The organism is Citrobacter sp. W9 (assembly GCF_026719375.1).
In the GTDB taxonomy this organism is placed as follows: domain Bacteria; phylum Pseudomonadota; class Gammaproteobacteria; order Enterobacterales; family Enterobacteriaceae; genus Citrobacter; species Citrobacter werkmanii.
The window spans coordinates 26,632-44,102 of record NZ_JAPPTE010000030.1 but is presented as its reverse complement, the minus strand read 5'-3'; the positions used below and the strand labels follow the sequence as shown (position 1 = coordinate 44,102).

General features: G+C 47.8%; 16 protein-coding genes and 1 pseudogene. 5 read left to right on the top strand and 12 right to left on the bottom strand.

Annotation, left to right across the window (positions count from 1 at the left end; all coding sequences use genetic code 11):
* The 5 genes and pseudogenes from tuf to bfr all read left to right on the top strand — a co-directional run.
* Positions 1-161 (top strand): annotated as a pseudogene (gene tuf, locus OOJ59_RS25735) (elongation factor Tu); the annotation flags it as partial.
* A 263-nt stretch (positions 162-424) separates the two neighbouring features.
* A complete protein-coding gene (locus OOJ59_RS25730) occupies positions 425-2,848 on the top strand; it encodes a glycosyl hydrolase family 18 protein (protein ID WP_160956318.1) in 2,424 nt (807 codons plus the stop codon).
* Between the two features lie 571 nt (positions 2,849-3,419).
* Entirely contained in the window at positions 3,420-5,675 is a 2,256-nt protein-coding gene (locus tag OOJ59_RS25725) for a glycosyl hydrolase family 18 protein (RefSeq protein WP_085049681.1), read from the top strand.
* Positions 5,676-5,809: 134 nt separating this feature from the next.
* Positions 5,810-6,004, top strand: a complete 195-nt coding sequence (bfd, locus tag OOJ59_RS25720) for a bacterioferritin-associated ferredoxin (RefSeq protein ID WP_038634750.1) — start codon at positions 5,810-5,812, stop codon at positions 6,002-6,004.
* Between the two features lie 71 nt (positions 6,005-6,075).
* Positions 6,076-6,552: a bacterioferritin gene (gene bfr, locus OOJ59_RS25715; protein ID WP_038634748.1), complete on the top strand. Its 477-nt coding sequence runs from the start codon at positions 6,076-6,078 to the stop codon at positions 6,550-6,552.
* Positions 6,553-6,598: 46 nt separating this feature from the next.
* Here bfr and OOJ59_RS28125 read toward each other — a convergent pair whose 3' ends face one another.
* From OOJ59_RS28125 to gspC, 12 genes are read right to left on the bottom strand one after another with little or no spacing between them, the layout of a single operon-like run.
* Entirely contained in the window at positions 6,599-7,378 is a 780-nt protein-coding gene (locus OOJ59_RS28125; protein WP_087856956.1) for a prepilin peptidase, read from the bottom strand.
* Positions 7,371-7,853: a type II secretion system protein GspM gene (gene gspM / locus OOJ59_RS25700; protein ID WP_161668184.1), complete on the bottom strand. Its 483-nt coding sequence runs from the start codon at positions 7,851-7,853 to the stop codon at positions 7,371-7,373. Before gspM ends, OOJ59_RS28125 begins: the two co-directional genes overlap by 8 nt.
* On the bottom strand, positions 7,846-8,976 hold the full coding sequence (gene gspL, locus OOJ59_RS25695) for a type II secretion system protein GspL (protein WP_193157144.1): 1,131 nt from the start codon (positions 8,974-8,976) through the stop codon (positions 7,846-7,848). The genes gspM and gspL overlap by 8 nt, the downstream gene beginning before the upstream one ends.
* A 10-nt stretch (positions 8,977-8,986) precedes the next feature.
* Positions 8,987-9,925, bottom strand: coding sequence for a type II secretion system minor pseudopilin GspK (gene gspK, locus OOJ59_RS25690; protein ID WP_239509319.1), 939 nt, complete (start codon positions 9,923-9,925; stop codon positions 8,987-8,989).
* A 35-nt stretch (positions 9,926-9,960) separates the two neighbouring features.
* Positions 9,961-10,554, bottom strand: coding sequence for a PulJ/GspJ family protein (locus tag OOJ59_RS25685; protein ID WP_087856958.1), 594 nt, complete (start codon positions 10,552-10,554; stop codon positions 9,961-9,963).
* A complete protein-coding gene (gspI, locus tag OOJ59_RS25680; protein ID WP_038634734.1) occupies positions 10,551-10,907 on the bottom strand; it encodes a type II secretion system minor pseudopilin GspI in 357 nt (118 codons plus the stop codon). Before gspI ends, OOJ59_RS25685 begins: the two co-directional genes overlap by 4 nt.
* Positions 10,904-11,404 carry a type II secretion system minor pseudopilin GspH gene (gspH, locus tag OOJ59_RS25675; RefSeq protein ID WP_137347746.1) on the bottom strand — a complete coding sequence of 167 codons (501 nt, stop codon included), beginning with the start codon at positions 11,402-11,404 and terminating at the stop codon, positions 10,904-10,906. The genes gspI and gspH overlap by 4 nt, the downstream gene beginning before the upstream one ends.
* Before the next feature lie 2 nt (positions 11,405-11,406).
* Entirely contained in the window at positions 11,407-11,850 is a 444-nt protein-coding gene (gene gspG / locus OOJ59_RS25670) for a type II secretion system major pseudopilin GspG (RefSeq protein ID WP_038634727.1), read from the bottom strand.
* Between the two features lie 9 nt (positions 11,851-11,859).
* Positions 11,860-13,059 carry a type II secretion system inner membrane protein GspF gene (gspF, locus tag OOJ59_RS25665; RefSeq protein WP_160956530.1) on the bottom strand — a complete coding sequence of 400 codons (1,200 nt, stop codon included), beginning with the start codon at positions 13,057-13,059 and terminating at the stop codon, positions 11,860-11,862.
* Positions 13,056-14,531, bottom strand: a complete 1,476-nt coding sequence (gspE, locus tag OOJ59_RS25660) for a type II secretion system ATPase GspE (protein ID WP_160956529.1) — start codon at positions 14,529-14,531, stop codon at positions 13,056-13,058. The genes gspF and gspE overlap by 4 nt, the downstream gene beginning before the upstream one ends.
* Positions 14,528-16,525, bottom strand: coding sequence for a type II secretion system secretin GspD (gspD, locus tag OOJ59_RS25655; RefSeq protein ID WP_268063538.1), 1,998 nt, complete (start codon positions 16,523-16,525; stop codon positions 14,528-14,530). The genes gspE and gspD overlap by 4 nt, the downstream gene beginning before the upstream one ends.
* A complete protein-coding gene (gspC, locus tag OOJ59_RS25650) occupies positions 16,526-17,452 on the bottom strand; it encodes a type II secretion system protein GspC (RefSeq protein WP_199964036.1) in 927 nt (308 codons plus the stop codon).
* Positions 17,453-17,471: the final 19 nt, after the last annotated feature.

Sequence of the window (17,471 nt, the reverse complement as noted above, 5' to 3'; positions counted from 1 at the left end):
TCGAACTGCCGGAAGGCGTAGAGATGGTAATGCCGGGCGACAACATCAAAATGGTTGTTACCCTGATCCACCCGATCGCGATGGACGACGGTCTGCGTTTCGCAATCCGTGAAGGCGGCCGTACTGTAGGTGCGGGCGTTGTTGCTAAAGTAATGAGCTAATATTACGTTTATTTAACGTAGTTAGTTTAAAAGCCCCGAATATATTTCGGGGCTTTTTTATTTGTGTTTATTTAAAGATTTCAGAAATATTAGTTAATCTCAATATATAAATAATTTATCTGGTAGGATAAGTTTGTTCATTTCTTAAAGCATTGCGATTTGTATTTTATTAATTGAACTTGTTTGTTGTTATATCTACCTTATGCGTTATTACATACATATGTAATAAATTGATGGATTTATAACAACAGGAATGTTTAATAATGCAATTAAATCTCGCAACAAAAGCCTTATTTTGTATGGGGCTGACATGTGCTGCCTTGCCAGCATTTGCCCTGGAAGCATGGAGCGGTCAGGAAGGCGGCAGTACGTATGAAGTGATTTTCGACAGCGGCGTGTATAGCAATGCGTGGTGGGTAGGTGCATCGGATTGTCCGGGAAACGCCGCGGGCGACGAAGCGAATAACCCATGGCGCTACGAGCGAGCAGCGACCGCTGATGAAATAACGAAATATGGTAATCCAACAACCTGCGATACGGGTGGCGGTACGGTAACTTACCCAGCATATGACAATAGTATCGCTTATAATGCTGGTGATATTGTTATTTATAATAATGCGACGTATAAAACGTCTGTCGCGCAAAGCGCTTATGGTTTTGCTCCTGGTCAGGAAAATCCATGGGAGGCTTATGCCGTTGTCACGCAATGGGCGTCCTCGACCGTCTATAATAAAGGCGATAAAGTTCAGAAAAATGGCCAGGAATATGAAGCCCTGTTTTATACCGTAGGGGATGATCCTTCTCTTCCAGCTAATCAAAACCCAACCGGCACAAATGGTCGTCCATGGAAACCACTGGGCACTGTTGTCTCTTATACTCAGGACCAGTTGAATAAAGCTCCAGAATATAATTCCTCCACTGTATATGAAAGCGGCACGCTGATCCGCTATAACGGTGGTAATTACGTTTCGCAGTCCAAAGTACAGAAAGTCTCCCCATCTGATACCAATCCATGGCGCGTGTTTATCGACTGGACCGGCACCAAAGAAAAAGTAGGCACGCCGAAGTCACCATGGCCTGCGCATGTCTATGCCCCATATGTCGATTTTACCCTCAACTCACAGCCGGATCTGGCAAGCCTTGCGCAGAACCAGAATGTCACCCACTTCACCATGGCTTTCGTGGTCAGTAAAGATGCAGATACCTGCCTGCCGACATGGGGTACCGCATATAACGTTAACGACTACGCTCAGTACAGCAAAATTAAAGCGCTGCGTGAAGCAGGTGGCGACATCATGGTTTCCATTGGCGGAGCGAATAACTCCCCACTGGCAGCGTCTTGTAAGAATGTGAATGACCTGAAGCAGCATTATTACGATATCGTAGACAACCTGAATCTTAACGTGCTGGACTTCGATATTGAAGGCACCTGGGTTGCGGATCATGAATCCATAAACCGTCGTAATGAAGCGGTGAAGGCTGTTCAGGACACCTGGAAAGCAGAAGGTCGTAGCGTCGGGATTTGGTACACCTTGCCTATTCTGCCGACGGGCCTGACGGCTGAAGGTCTTTACGTACTTGAAGATGCGAAAGCCAAGGGCGTTGAACTGGCTGGTGTCAACGTCATGGCGATGGATTACGGTAACAGCATTTGCCAGTCTGATGGTACTGAAGGCCAAAACATTCATGGCAAGTGTGCGACATCCGCCATTGAAAACCTCCATAGCCAGATGAAGCAGATTTTCACTGACAAGAGCGATGCGGAAATCAACGCCATGATGGGCACGACGCCGATGATCGGTTACAACGACGTTCAGGGCGAAGTGTTTTATATGTCTGATGCGAAACTGGTGATGCAGGATGCCACTGATCGTGGTCTGGGCATGATTGGCATATGGTCCATAATGCGCGATCAGCCTGGCGTGGCCAGGCAGGTTTCCCCTGAGCACAGCGGTCTGACCGAACAGCAGGCTGCGAAATACGCCTTTAGCGAAGTCTTTGCCCCGTTTACCCAAAGCGAAACTGCAGGTGATTTAGCGGGTGATGTCAAAGCCGTTTACATTGATGTTTTTGATGGCTCACAGCGAGTCAATGTGAACTTTGATGCCAGCAAGCTGAGTGATTCTAATAACTACCGTGTTGAGGTCGATGGTAAATATGTTTTCTCGACGGAAGGGAAGAAGAATTATTACAGCTACCGTTATAACTATGGCGAACAGTCTACTCTGCGTACTGGCGGCTTGAGTTATATGCTTCATCCTGGCAGCGTGGTGACAGTAAAGCGTACTCACCCTGATGCTCAGGTACTGGCGACGCTCACCGTGACGGATGACATGCTGGCAGGCAATAATCCACTGGTAGGCAGTGCGGATGTGTCTTCTCTGACGGTGAAGAAAGAGAATGGCATTCCTATGGTGTATGTCGATTTTGCCGCTGATAAAGTTGCTGCAGGCACCAACAGCGCATATGTGGTTAAAGTTATGGGTGATGAGAAAAACGGTAACTACGTCTTCAGCTGTGATAATGGCAAATGTTACTACTCTTCGAAATCAACCAAAAATGGTGTGACAACCGTAAAATCTGATGAGCGTGCAATTTCAGTGGGTGAAACGGTGGTTGTCGAGCGTATTACACCAAATCCGGCGACCATTGCGAAAGTAGTTGTTACGGAAGATATGCTGAAATAACTGAAAACAGTTTATGCCCTTAATCATTCGGGTTATAGGCTAAAAACATCCAAAGGCTGCCTTTGAATGAGGGACAGGGAGGTGCCTCATTCATCCTCAGCAGCAAAAGGTTACTGTGTGATTGCGCAGAGTGAGCGCAGCTATTGCAGATGTAACCTGAAGTATTACAAATCGAGTTAATCTCAATGCCTGAGTCAGATAACTTATTCTGCTCAGGCTTTTTTATGACGTTCCTGTCTGTAATAAAAAATTACATTTTTTGTTATTCATACTATCTATTTTATTTTTGTGGCATAGGCGTGAATGAAGTGATATCGGTTATCGTTTTTCTTTGACATGCGTGATTGGCCAGATATGTAACGGATCTTTATATTGTGATTATTGACCGCTGTGATGATATTTTTTCCAGTAATACTCCTTTTCTGACGGTATATTAGTGAGGTTTATATATAGCAATGACCTCTGGTTTGATGAGAAATGTATTAATTGTTATTGCTGGTTCTATTACCTATTCTAACATTGCCAAAAATGGCTATTTACCGAGCAATAATTTTATCATTAAGGATAATGTATGAAACTAAATAAATTAACAGCGGCAATACTTGCTGCTGGGATGTCATTGTCTTTTTCATCATTTGCTGCAACGTTGTCGATGAATGACGACACTAATACAATCAGCGGCCTTGATAATAGTCAGATGTTGACGAAGGATAATGGTAATACCTGGGTCGCTTATACAGACAGTAGTCAAAATAATTTTCCGGGTACGGTGACGGTAACCGTAGCGGAAAAGGATAATAACGCAATTAATTCTGTAGACTATGATCCCACTGCCACTTATGGTACGACAGGAACAATTGTTCGATATAATGGCTATTACTGGAAAAGTCAGTGGTGGGTTGATCCCGGTATGGTTCCAGGAAGTGACTCTGTATGGCTGAAGGTCGGTCCTATTCAAATACAAAATCTTGCCACGTTCAGTTTTACGCCTTATACCGGCCAGAAAGCGGCAGATCTGCAAAAACAAGGTAAAGATAAGGCTGCCGCGCAACGTAAAGTTATCGGCTATTTCCCTGAGTGGGGCGTTTATGAAGCACATAACTATTTCACGCCGGATAAAATTGACTTCAGTCAGTTAACCCACCTTAACTATGGCTTTGCGGTTATTAAGGATGGTGAAGTTATTGTCCATGATACCTATAAAGGCCCGGATCTGCTCCGTCAGCTGGACAAACTGACTGAGCAAAACAACGTCACAAATATGGTCTCCGTTGGCGGATGGAATAACTCTGAAGAAGGTGTATTCGAAGAAGCCACCAAAACGGATGACGGTATCAATAAACTGGCAGACAGCATGATTGCTTTCATGCAGGAGTGGGGGTTTGATGGTATTGATGTAGACTGGGAATACCCGGATAGCGATACTGAAAAGACCAATTTCACTAAACTTATCCAGACGCTCAGAAGTAAACTGGATACCCTTGGTTTACAGAGCGATAAGTACTTCCAACTTTCCGCAGCAGTAACAACCAACCATAATAATATTGAGTACATCAACCCAGAGGTCACCGCACCATTGCTGGATAGCGTCAATGTCATGGCATATGATATTCACGGCGCTTTTGACCCTATCACCGGCCACAATGCTCCGCTCTATGCCAACAGCCAGGATGCCGATCAGTTGCTAAATGTCGCTTCCACGATGCAGGAATACAGTTCGAAATGGCATGTGCCCAAAAGTAAGCTGATGATGGGGATCCCGTTCTACGGCCGTGGCTGGGGTAGCGTGGCGCCGACGGAAATCGTTAAAGGTCTGCCTGGTCTGTTCGCTTCAGGTTCCGCTACCGTACACGGCGCGTGGGATGATGAAGATCAGTATACCGGTACTAACCCCTACTATCTGTTAAAACAGTATTCTTCGTCTGCTGACTACACTCGCTACTGGGATCCGGAATCACAGGTTCCTTACTTGTATAATGCGAAAACGCAAGAGTTCTTGACGTATGACGATCCGGAGTCGATTCAGAAAAAAGTTGCCTACATTAACCAGCAAGGATACGGCGGAGCGATAATCTGGGATATTAGCGGTGATACTCCAGAACATGAATTGGGTGAGATTGTCGATGATATAATGGAAGTGCCTTTATCCGAATGCCGCGCGAATCTGTCAGATTTTGGCATATATCTGCGAGACGGTACGCCGATGACGGAATTCACCATCACCAAAGCGGCACATGAGGCCAGGAATATGAACTATTCTGTTTATCAGAATGGAAAATATTACGGTAAGAGCCAGTATGGCACCATTTATGATTGGGGTAAAAAAGAAATTAATGAAGAGGAAGGTACTGTTACCGCGAGCTGGGGAATGCCGCTGAAGGTTGGCGATCTTATTGAACTGAGCTGCTACAGCAATGGTGTACTCTACCCACTGGAGCAAGTAACGGTGACAGAAGAAACTCTGGCAGGTAAAAAAGATATGCGTCCGGAGATTGCCAGTGAACTGAAAGAGTTCCAGGTTGTTATTCAGGACGACAAGCCTGCGTTAAGTATGACTCTGACTACTGCCGCTCATGAGGCAAGAAATAAAAACTACTCTATTCAGTTAAATGGAAAATATATCGGCAAAAGCCAGTTTGGTTCAATCAGTGGTGGTCAGAAACGCGTTAATAAAGCGAATGACACCGTCACGGGGACCTGGGTCAAAGAATTGAAAGCGGGAGATACTGTTCGCTTGTATCGTTTCAGTAATAGTGTTGAAACGACTATTGCAGAAGTGGTACTTACAGACGATATTCTGAAGGATGGCGGTGCTCTGGTCCATTAATGATTAGTTGTTAACTCGTTGAAATAAATCCCAAACCCGATTCTGTGCAGGGGGAGGGATTTATTTCTTTTAGATGACGTTGTATTGAGAACAATAATCATTTATCCTGATGGTGTTCATGGTTGGGAGCATATATGTACATTTGTTTATGTAACGGCATCAGTGATAAAAAAATTCGTCAGGCGGTACGCCAGTTTCACCCACAGTCATTTCAGCAGTTACGCAAGTTTATTCCTGTTGGAAATCAATGTGGTAAATGTATTCGGGCCGCGCGCGAAGTGATGCAGGAAGAATTAATGCAAATGCCAGAATTTAAAGAGATCGCCTGAGTCACACTCTTTTTTTTGACATCCCGCTAGCCCCATCTACTCTCTAAGAGTGGAAGCGGAGGGACTATATAATGAAAGGTGATGTTAAGGTAATAAATTATCTCAATAAATTATTGGGAAACGAGCTTGTCGCCATCAACCAGTATTTTCTTCATGCGAGAATGTTCAAAAACTGGGGTTTCAAACGTCTGAATGACGTTGAATATCATGAATCTATCGACGAGATGAAACACGCCGATAAGTACATTGAGCGTATTCTCTTTCTTGAAGGTATTCCCAATCTCCAGGATCTGGGCAAACTTGGCATCGGTGAAGATGTTGAAGAGATGCTGCGTTCGGATCTGGCTCTTGAGCTGGAAGGTGCAAAAGACCTGCGTGAAGCAATCGCCTATGCCGACAGTGTATTTGATTACGTCAGCCGTGACATGATGATTGAAATTCTGGCGGATGAGGAAGGCCATATCGACTGGCTGGAGACCGAGCTGGATCTTATCGATAAACTGGGGATCCAGAATTATCTGCAGGCGCAAATTCGCGAAGAAGAGTAGAAGCAGAGTCGTTAATACAGGAAGGAGTTAATCCTTCCTGTTGAGTTCACCAACTTATCCAACAAAAGTAACCCCACCCACTTACGGCCAGTGCCGGACCAAAAGGAATCAGCGCGCCGCGACGTCCTTTTTTTGCCCATAACAGAAGACCATAAATAATCCCTGTGATGGAAGCTGCGTAAAGGATCATCGGTATACTTTGCCAACCGCTCCAGGCCCCGGCAGCGGCCAGCATTTTGAAGTCCCCGTAGCCGATCCCCTCTTTATGCCATAACAACCTGACTAACCAGTAGATCAACCACAAAATCATATATCCCGCAACGGCTCCAATGATGGCGTCTTTGCTGGGTATAACACCGAAACTGGCGTTGAATAACAGCCCGAGCCACAGCAATGGCAGCGTGAGTTTGTCAGGCAGAAGATAATGCTGCAGGTCGATTACGCTGAGTGCGAGCGCAAACCAAAAATAGATAAAGAGCGCCAGCGCCAGCAGGATTTCGTTGGGGTGCAGGGCGTAACAGAAAACGGCCATGACAGCACAGAGCGCTTCGAGCAAAGGATAGCGTTTCGAGACAGGAAGACCACAATGACGACACTTCCCCTTCAGACATAGCCAACTCAGTAGGGGAATGTTGTCATACCACGCCAGCGGGGTTTGGCAGTGGCAGCAATGCGAACCAGGCAGCCATAAATTAAAAGGGGAGAGCGCTCCGTCTGCGGGGGTGGGGGGGAGCACCATCAGAGGCAGGCGCCAGGTGAGCATTCCCATGGTGCTGCCCGCCAGTAGTCCAACGACAAGGAACAATATTGCTAACCCATTATCCATTTTTTTTCGCTCCAATCGTCAGTCGTGTCAGCGTAATACTGTCGGCATCGTCTTTACTGGCGTGAAACTCAAGCGCCACGATGTGCAGACCATATTCGCCCTGTAACACCGCCAACCAGCGTACGAAGGTGTCCATCTTGATGGTGGAGGCGCTGATATTGAGTCCACCACCGTGAGCCGGCTGGAGTGTTGCGTTAAGTCCCGATTTTTTAAGACTGCGCTTCACCAGCGTTTCCAGGGAGTCCGATTGCGTCCGCTGTGGAAGAAGACCGGCTGCTGAAGCCTGTTTGTGAAGCCACTGTATGTCGAGCTGTAACTTTTCGTCCCGGGATTGCATTGTATCGATAGCCTGACCTAAAGGCTGCCAGGCGCCAAACCAAAAAATGGCCAACAGGCAGCATCCGAACAACGTTATAAAGATGCGTTGCTCATGCGTATTTTTATGATGAAACCAGACCTGAGCACGTTTAATCATTTCGAAGTGTCCACATTCCCTGTTCATGTTTTTCGACTTTTAATGGCAAGCCATAGATGCGCGCTTTGATGAATGCCTGTACCTGGCTTTCATCACTGGCGTAGATGAAAAGCTGCAAAGATTTACTCGCCGGATCATAGTTCAGTCCTTCCAGCGCCAATCCCGGGAATGCTGACAGCTTTGACTGCAACTGCTGCAAGAACAAATAGGGGGCGGGGATATGTTGTTGTAACTGTTTCGGCAGATAGGTTCGCAAATTGCTACTGTGTCTGTTCTCAGGAATGTATCGCTGCCACTGCTGTACCAGATCCTGACTGAGCTGCTTCTCCAGGCTATGGAGTTGCCAGTAGGTAATAGAGCGGGTAAGCAGTGCGACACCCGCAGCCAGTATGATGCTGAATAGCGCGACGCGCTTCAGGAGCGCGGTCCTGGGCGAGCGCGGAGAAGGGACGCGAATCTTATCGTGTAGAAGATTAGGTACATTGCCGTTTGGGTAGAGAGTCAGAATATGGCGTTCAGGTTGACTCTCTGTAGTGGAACAGGCCAGTGGTAACGAACCGTAGTTTACCAACTGCGGAGGGCCGAAATGCGTAAGCAGGTGGGTAAGCCACGCCTCCGTCAGGCAGGAGAGATAATTTTCCTGTGTTCTGAGCAACCACCGATCGCCCTCTCTTAATACCGTCCAGCCATTGTCGCATGCCGGCAGGCAACAGGCGTCAAACGTGACACATGTGGTGTTAATACCTGCATCGGCAAGGGTTCGGAGCTGAGACTCAAGCCAGTCGGCATCAATGCCTGCAACAGTGAGACGAGACCCCTGGCGGGACAGTAATGTCCAGTGCAATGAGGGCGCCCCTTCGTCGAGCGTTTCATCAGCGAGCCAGTGAAGCTTTTGGTCAGTCAGTTCATACTCTTCATCCGGTATGACGATTGTTTTACATGTCGCCATACTGGCGGAAAGAAGCAGATGTGCGGACTGCGCCGCTGGAAGTGTACCAAGCTCCGCTAACTGTTCCATGGACAGATGCTGGATTTCACCTCCTCCACCTTCAGTATATTCCACCCATTCCACGGGGGCTGACGGCTGTTTTTGCAGGCGGATAAGCAGTTTTGGTGAGGACACTGAAACTGCTTTACTCTTCGCTACTGCCATCCGTAAGTTGGCGTAAATAGATTTTAATTGTTTTATTTTTTTCATCATAAAAGAAAAATGTGCGCATACCGGAAGTAAGGTCACCCTCGTGGGCTGTAGATGTGGTCAAAAAAAAGGTGCTATTGGCGGTTAACTGTTTTTTAAGCGAATCCGTCAGGGGTTTGGCGGCGCTGTAATCTTGTTGTGCCTGATAGAGAAAGGCATCTACCGTTTTCCAGCCACCTTCAGGGCGTTTCTTCAGCAGTGTTTTTGCATCTGAGTCACTGAGGTTATTGAGAAATAGCGCAGCTAATAGAGGGGCCTGCTGCTCAGTAAGAGTATTAATATTTATGGCGAGTTCATTGCTGAATGTCGCGCAGATAAAAGGGGATAATTTTTGATAAATAGCGTCGGTCATTCCTTTGAGCTTGCGTATTTCGGCAGGTAAAAAGATCATCTGGCCTGCTGTAAGAAAACCCGGTTGGCTGGACTTGTAATACTCATCTTCAGCGCCTTTGACACGGGGCGTCACGTCAGCGTCAATGTAATCTGCGCCAGATTGAGCGATCTCGTCTGCGCGATACTTTTCCACGCCGATTTTTTCCAACAGGGCTGCGAACACCTCGATTTTATAGGGCAGAGTGGTCATCGGGTCCGTCGGCACATCTGCTAATGCATTCAGATTGAAGCAATGTTGTAGATCGCTGGTTTGCCAGCTTACCGTTGTGTTGTCGCGAAGTTCTGCAAACTGGGGGAGCTCATCAAATTGGCTAAGCTTATCCTTGGCATTCTGCAGCGTTTGTGCAGTGGCTTGCGCTTCGGCATACAGCAGCGCATATTTCCCCTGGATACTGTCATTTGTGCGTCGGCTGCGCTGCAACTGAGTCTGAAAGCTGATCGTCATTTCTGAAGCCAGCGCGGCCATCAGCGCCAGAATCATCAACACGATCAGTAACGCCGATCCCCTTTGATTACTCATTTAGCTGTCCCTGTAGCCGCCCCTGAAGTCGGGCTGGATTTCTGTTTCTCCGGGAACCAGCCGGGCAGAATAAAAAGACGAGTAAGAATCTCTCCGTTTTCACGCTCCAGCGTTATTTTAGCCGTTGTGGATGCACTGTCGCCCTCAGCGAGAGCCATTGTTGCGGATAGATGAGCGATGTCGGAGAGTAACGCTTGTGGCGGTGCCTCCTTTTTGCCATCGGGCGAGCGTCTCAACGCGCGGTATAACGTGCCGTTGTCCACATACCAGTGGACGGTAGTGAGAATGAAAGCGGCCTCGAAAGGCATGGCTGGGTCTCGTGTCTGGGTAGTGAAAATCGCGCCATCTTTTTCGCTGAAAAAAGGCTGATTCGTCTGACGGTTTTTTCGCGGAACGTACTGCATCAAATCGTTTTCAAACAGCAGCATCGTATGCTGAATAGCATCAAAATTATCGGCTGTCTTTTTTGCACGCTGATGCTGCTCTGAGGCCTGGGAAAAAACCATTGAGGCCAAAAAACTGAGCGTCGAGAAAATGGCAATTGCCAGCATCACTTCCAGTAACGTGAAGCCCCGCGGCATCTTACTCATTTTTTGTCTCCGTTTTCTGGCGTCCAGGAGTACAGATTAAGCGTCCGTCCGCTGGCGGAGGTTACGCTGGCTTGCTTTTGATTAATGGCTGACTGGTTTTGCAGGCTACCTGACAACTGCCAGGAGAAAGTCTCGTTCAGCAGTATTGTCTGACCTTTTCCCGAGGTGGTCTGGTCGTTAATGGTTCCAATCAAGGCGTTGTCCGCAGCCCAGAGTGCCAGAGTTTCTTGCTTCAGCGTGTCGAGAGCAGAGAGTTGCCATTGCATACTGCTAATCAGCCCTATTACAGCGGTCGCAAAGATTGCCATCGCCAGCAATACCTCAAGCAAGAGCATTCCGCTTTGTTGCTTCATTGCGCATCCTCAAGACGAGTGATATCCAGCGGTAGCGATCCGTCACACCGCAGAGTCACGAATTTTGCACCGTCTTCATCTCTGAACATCACGGTAAAAGGCGTCAGTTGACCATCGGGTAAGATCATAATTTGTGGATTTGCATTTTCTGCTGAAGGCGTTACTTCAGGTTTCGCTGGCGCAGCCCAGTCACCGTAAAGCGGTAAACTGTCGCTGTCGGCCAGCTCTTGCCAGTTCCATTTGTGGGTTGAATCCTTTTGCGGTAGGTAAAAAGCCCAGCCTTCAGTGGTCAACCGCAAACCGACCACATGCTTTTCCAGCAACGCCAGGTCTGACGCGTATTTCACCGTCTGCCTGAAGGTGTCGATCCGCTGTAGTAGCTTTCCGCCTGATCCCAGCCGGTCACTTTGCATGGCGATAATGCCCGTAGCTGAGATGGCGATAATGACCACAACCAGCATCACTTCCAGCAACGTGAATCCTTTCTGATGCGTCATGTTTATTGCGATTTTTTGTTATTATCCCAGTTGTTAATGTCATCCGCCGTTCCAGCTTCTCCATCTGGCCCTACGGAGCTGATATCAATAGCGCCATGTTCGCCGGGGCTTATCAGGATATAGTCGTTCCCCCAGGGGTCTGCAGGCAGACGTCGGATATAACCGTCAGTATTGTAATTTTCGGCCTTGGGAGAGAGCTCCGGCGCGGTGATGAGTGCTTCCAGACCTTGTTCCGTCGTGGGGTAGCGATGGTTGTCCAGCTTGTACATGTCCAGCGCATTTTCGAGCGCGACAATGTCGCTGACCGCCTTTTGTCTGTCCGCGCGATCTTTGTTGCCCATCAGATTCGGCACGACCAGGCTTGCCAGAACCCCCAAAATCACAATGACCACCATCAATTCCATGAGGGTAAAGCCACGCTCTGTGGCTCGTGTCTGTTGTTCCATAACCTTTCCTTAGTTCATTAATGAGTTAAGTTGTAAAATTGGCTGCATAACCGAGACGACAATGAACAAAACGATCATCGCCATCACAACGATCAACGCAGGTTCAAAAATTGCCAGCGTCAGTGCGATGCGGTTTTGTAGCTGGATTTCCTGATTTTCTGTTGCCCGCTGCATGAGTTCTCCAAGCTGACCGCTTTTTTCCCCGGAGGCGATCATGTAGAGCATCATCGCGGGAAAAATCTTCGTCTTCTCCAGCGACTGGCTAACGCTGTTGCCCTGGCGAACGCTCTCAGCCGCTTCACCCAGACGCTGGCGTATTTCCTGATTACTCACCCCCTCAGCGGAAAGCGACATAGCTTGTAAAAGAGGAACGCCGCTGCTGTTAAGAATGCTCAGGGCGCGTAAGTAGCGAGCGCTATTGATGGCGCATACTAAAGGCGACGTTAAGCGAAACTGAATTAACCAACGGTGAAATCGATGCCGGTTTCCCTTTTGTTTAAGCCAGAAAGAAAACAGGCAGCCACCGCCAATGAGGGTGAGCAGGATCCAAGGGCCATATGCCGACAAAAAATTGCTGATCGCGAGCAGGATCCGAGTGGTGAGCGGCAATGCGTGTTTGAGGTGGATAAACTGCGCTGCAACTTTAGGCACCACGGTGGTGAGCAAAATAATAACCACCAGAATAGCGACCGTAGTGAGCAGGGAAGGATAGATTAAAGCCTGCGTAAGCTTGCTGCGCATTCGCTGGCGCGCTTCGTTAAAATCCGCCAGTCTTTCCAGAACTGCGCCTAACTGACCCACCGTTTCGCCCGCTTTAACGAGCGAACAAAAGACGGCATCAAACAGGCGGGGATACGCCTGCATCGCAGTTGACAGTGATTGTCCTTCAAGAATGGACTGCCGAAGAGTCGTAATCACATCGGCAAGTTTCTTATTTTCTTTTTGTTGCCGAACCACGTCGAGGGCTTCATCCAGCGGTAATGCTGCGGCGATTAGCGTTGCAATCTGACGCGTAAAAAGCGTTAATTCACTGTGACTGACTCGTGCAGGGAGGGTCTTCAGGGGGATCGCGCGTCGTTGGGGTTTTATCGTTTGCGGCAATAGGGCCTGGCTACGCAGTTGCGCCACCATGTCCCGTTCGCTTGCGGCCTCGCTAACGCCCGTAATACGATTTCCCTTCACATCTGTTGCGGTCCAGCAATATTTCATTCAGGCTGCTCCGTCGGTGTTTGCCCTTCCGATGTCACTCTTAGCACCTCCTCCAGCGATGTAATGCCTTCTGCGGCGACGCGGAGACCGTTTGCCAGCAAACTACGATGGTGACGACGCTGAATTTGCTCCAGATGCTGTTCGTTGGTCTCTGTGTGAATGGCTTCGCGCAGTTCAGGCGTAACAAGTAACAGCTCGTGAATTGCCAGTCGCCCCTGATAGCCGCTATGCCTGCATGCCTCGCAGCCCCCGGCATGCCAGACCTGAGAGGTATTGACCCCTTGAGCCAGCAGGAGTTGTTGTTGCTGGTGGGTGGCGGGGCGCGGTATTTTGCAGTGGTTACACAGTCGTCTTACCAGACGCTGGGCAATAACCCCGACAAGTGATGAAGAAAGCAGAAACGATTCCACCCCCATATCCCGCAATCGTGTTACGGCTCCGCTGGCGCTGTTTGTATGGAGAGTCGAAAGAACCAGATGTCCGGTCAACGACGCCTGAACAGCAATCTGCGCTGTTTCGGCGTCGCGAATTTCACCTACCATCACGACATCAGGATCCTGACGTAAAATGGCGCGTAGCCCACGGGCAAAAGACATATCTACGCGACTATTGACCTGCGTTTGACCTATCCCTTCCAGTTCATATTCAATCGGATCTTCAACGGTGAGGACGTTACGCTCCGGGCTATTCAGTGCGGAAAGGATGGCGTATAGCGTGGTACTTTTTCCTGAACCCGTTGGGCCGGTGACCAGAATAATGCCGTGGGGGAGGGCAATCAGATCTTTCAGGCTGCATGTGTCTTCTGCTGACATATCCAGCTTATCGATTGATAACCGCAGGCTGGTTTTATCCAGCAGACGCAAAACGACACGTTCGCCATGCTGTGAGGGGAGCGTAGAGACGCGCACATCCACATTTCTCTGGCCTATTTTTAACGTTATGCGGCCATCCTGTGGGAGGCGCTTTTCGGCAATATCCAGCTTGGCCATCACTTTGATACGTGAGATCAGCAGGGCCGCCAACTTTTTATTAGGCTGAACCACTGGACGCAGAACGCCATCGACGCGAAAGCGGATCCCCATCGTTTTCTCAAATACTTCGATATGAATATCGGATGCATGTTCCTTGATTGCTTCACTGAGTACGGCATTAATTAGTCGTATGACCGGCGCATCGGATTGTTCGTTAAGCAGATCTTCATTGGACTGGATCTCCTCAGAAAGAATGTTGAGATCATCAAGGTTATTCATATCTTCTGCGATCAACTGGGCACTGCCGCTGTTCTGTTGATACAGGTGCTCGAGTTTTTCCTCAAACTGTTGCGTAGAGAGCCGGGTAAACCGGCTACATTCAGGCGCTGTTGCGGCTACGTCCAGCATAGATTCAAGCGAGGTATTTTCAGCATAAATCAGCTCTTCCTGCTGTACGGCAATACCGTATCGCTGTGCTTTTTTCCACGTAAAGGCTGTCATTTTGCACTGCCGTTATGGAACGGATTTTTGCTGTTTGACTTAGCTGGTGTGGCCACAGAGGAGTCAAATGCGTGGTCATCTAATGATTCAATGGCATCGACATCAATCAGGCTACCGTTTTGCTTGCTACTCCTGTTTTGTTGCATCTCCTTGAAGCCAGTATATTTATCCCTCGAAAGCGAATGATAGACTTCATCATCTCTGATGATGGTTGGTCGGATGAACACCATCAAGTTGCGTTTATTTTTTTCATTTGAGGTATAGCGAAAAAGTTGCCCAATGAGGGGGATATCACCCAGTAAGGGAACTTTCGAAACCTCTTGTTTACTTGAGTCATCCATCAATCCGCCCAATACCACGGTTTCACCGCTTTTTACCAGGACGGCGTTTTGAATAGTACGGGTATTAAATGTAGGGCCGAGAGTGGATGAGGTTGCCGTAGAGTCGACACTGGACACCTCTTGCTCAATTTCCATTAATACGGAATCGCCTTCATTGATTTGTGGCGTAACCTTTAGCTTAGTGCCGACTGTCTTACGTTCGACGGTGCTGTAAATATTATCGCCCGAGGTGGTTTGCGACCCGGAAAGCACCGGAACGTCTTGCCCGGCGTTGAAAGATGCCTCTTTGTTATCGAGTGTCACGATACTCGGAGTAGAAAGAATATCATTCTTGCTATTGCTACTCAGCACGGTAAGGAGAACCCCCCAGTCGCCGTTGAAGAATCCTGCGGCAAGACCATTGAAGTTACTGAACAAATCATATGCAGGGTTATCGCTGGTGGTACCGCCCTGTCTCTTGAATTCTTGAACCCCTTGTGCGGCATTGAAAATGGGAAGATTGGTCTTGGTAAACTGCTGCACGCCGACGTTTTTGTTGGCCCACTGGACCCCAAGATTAATGCCTTTACCATCCTGAACTTCCACGATGATAGCTTCGACCAGAACCTGGGCGCGGCGAATGTCCAGTTTGGCGATGACATCTTCTAACTGCTGGAGGATACTTTGGTCTGCGGTAATAACCAGCGAGTTGGTTTGTTCATCTGCCGTGATGGATATATCGTTATTGCTGCTGCTGGCAGATGATTTTGAAGCGCTGCTTTTTTCATCCTTCATCTTTTGCGTGACGCCGGTTAAAACTTCAACCAGTTTATCTGCTTTGGCATATTTCAAATACCAGACACGGGTGTTGCCTTCACCTTGATCTTGCGTATCCAACCGGGAAATAAGTTGTGCCATGCGCGCCCGGGCACGATCGGAACCGCTGACAATTAACGCATTACTACGTTTATCTGCAACGATGCGCGTCTGAAGTGTGGCCGGTTTAGCCTCTTTGCCATTTTCTCGCGCCAGGTCATTGAGGACGTCGGCCAGGTCGGTCGCTGAGGCATACTTCAGTGTGAAAACCTGTTCTTTGGCATCACCCATCACATCGACACGTTTAACCACCTCCAACAGACGATTGACGGTTGAGGCTTTGCCGGTGATGATCAATGCATTTGATGGTTCGTAATGCACAACATTACCGACCTTACCGCCATCAAGCATTTGTCGAAGCAAGGGGGACAATACGCGAGCAGGAACGTTTTCCAGTGACACAATACGCGTCACCAGTTCATCTCCTTTGCCGGGTTTCGTCCCGCTAATGAGTCTTCCTGGCATTGTTTTGACTTGCTCTGAACGCACTACCTTAAGTAACCCATTATCAAGAGTAATAATTGAGAAACCGTAGAGATCCAGTACGCTCAGGAAAAACTGATAATATTCATCCTCATTGAAGGTATCATTGCTTCTGACGGATATTGAAGCCTTAACATCGGGATCAATCAGAATGGTTTTACCCATATTTTGGCCGATAATATTGACAAATGTCTGAATGTCCGCATTGTCAAAGTTAGCGGTATAATCGACTGCGAATGCAGTGCGGCAGGAGGCTGCGAGTAAAAGTATCAACGACCAACTTTTCAGTCGCCGATGTAAAACAGTTCTCTCCATTTAGTCTTCCTTTCCATCCTGGAATTGTTGAACTGAAACATTAATTAACCGTGGCGAAGCATTACGTAAGACGGTGAACTGAGCCATTTTAAGGTGCTTAAGCGCATTTTGTGCTTTGCCTAAATTTGCCTGTTGAGTCAACTTGATATTATTTAGCTGAATGGCTATATCCCCAGGTTCGAGGGAAGAATGCTTAAAAAACTGAACCTGTTTTCGTGGTAGAAGGCGTAAACCACGTAAAGTGTTCTTATCCACTACAGGACTGGCATCAATGAAATCAGCCAGCGTTACCGCTTGTTGCTCTTGCTGGGATGCTACCGCCCCCTGAGGCCTGGACAGTTGTGCCAGTTCAGCAAGCAATGTCAGTTGCAGGGTTTGCTCACCAGAAGAAAACATTATCTGATTCTTTGTAATACCCGTAACACGTATTTTGCTGGAGGACTTCAGATAATCATTAATGGCATAAACATTTTGCTCACCATTTTCCTGCAAGATTGCGCGGGAAATGGATTTATTTGAACTATGAATAATTCCGCTGACAACGACCCCGGACAGCAATGCCTCTTGCGCATGCGATTGTTGATGGGGGGAAACATTCATATCTGCATCTAAGGGCACGGATGATAAATGCCATTTTTGTTTTCTGTTTGAGATATTCTCCTGATGAATTTGACTTGATGCTGTCCGCAATGTTTTGTTTTCAAACCACTGTTCATATCCTTTATGTATACAAGCAAAAATACATATAACGCTTGCAAATATCACTATGAGGTAGGCGCCATGATAAAATAGCGTGCTTTTGAATACGTGGCGGATAGTTTTCATAAAATTATGATTAAGAATAACTAACAAGTTAATCTGTTTCTTGTTAATGATAACGATAATATATTTATCCTGTTGCCAGGCGACAAGCGTTTTGGCTCCCACGTTCCTACTTTAGGAAATA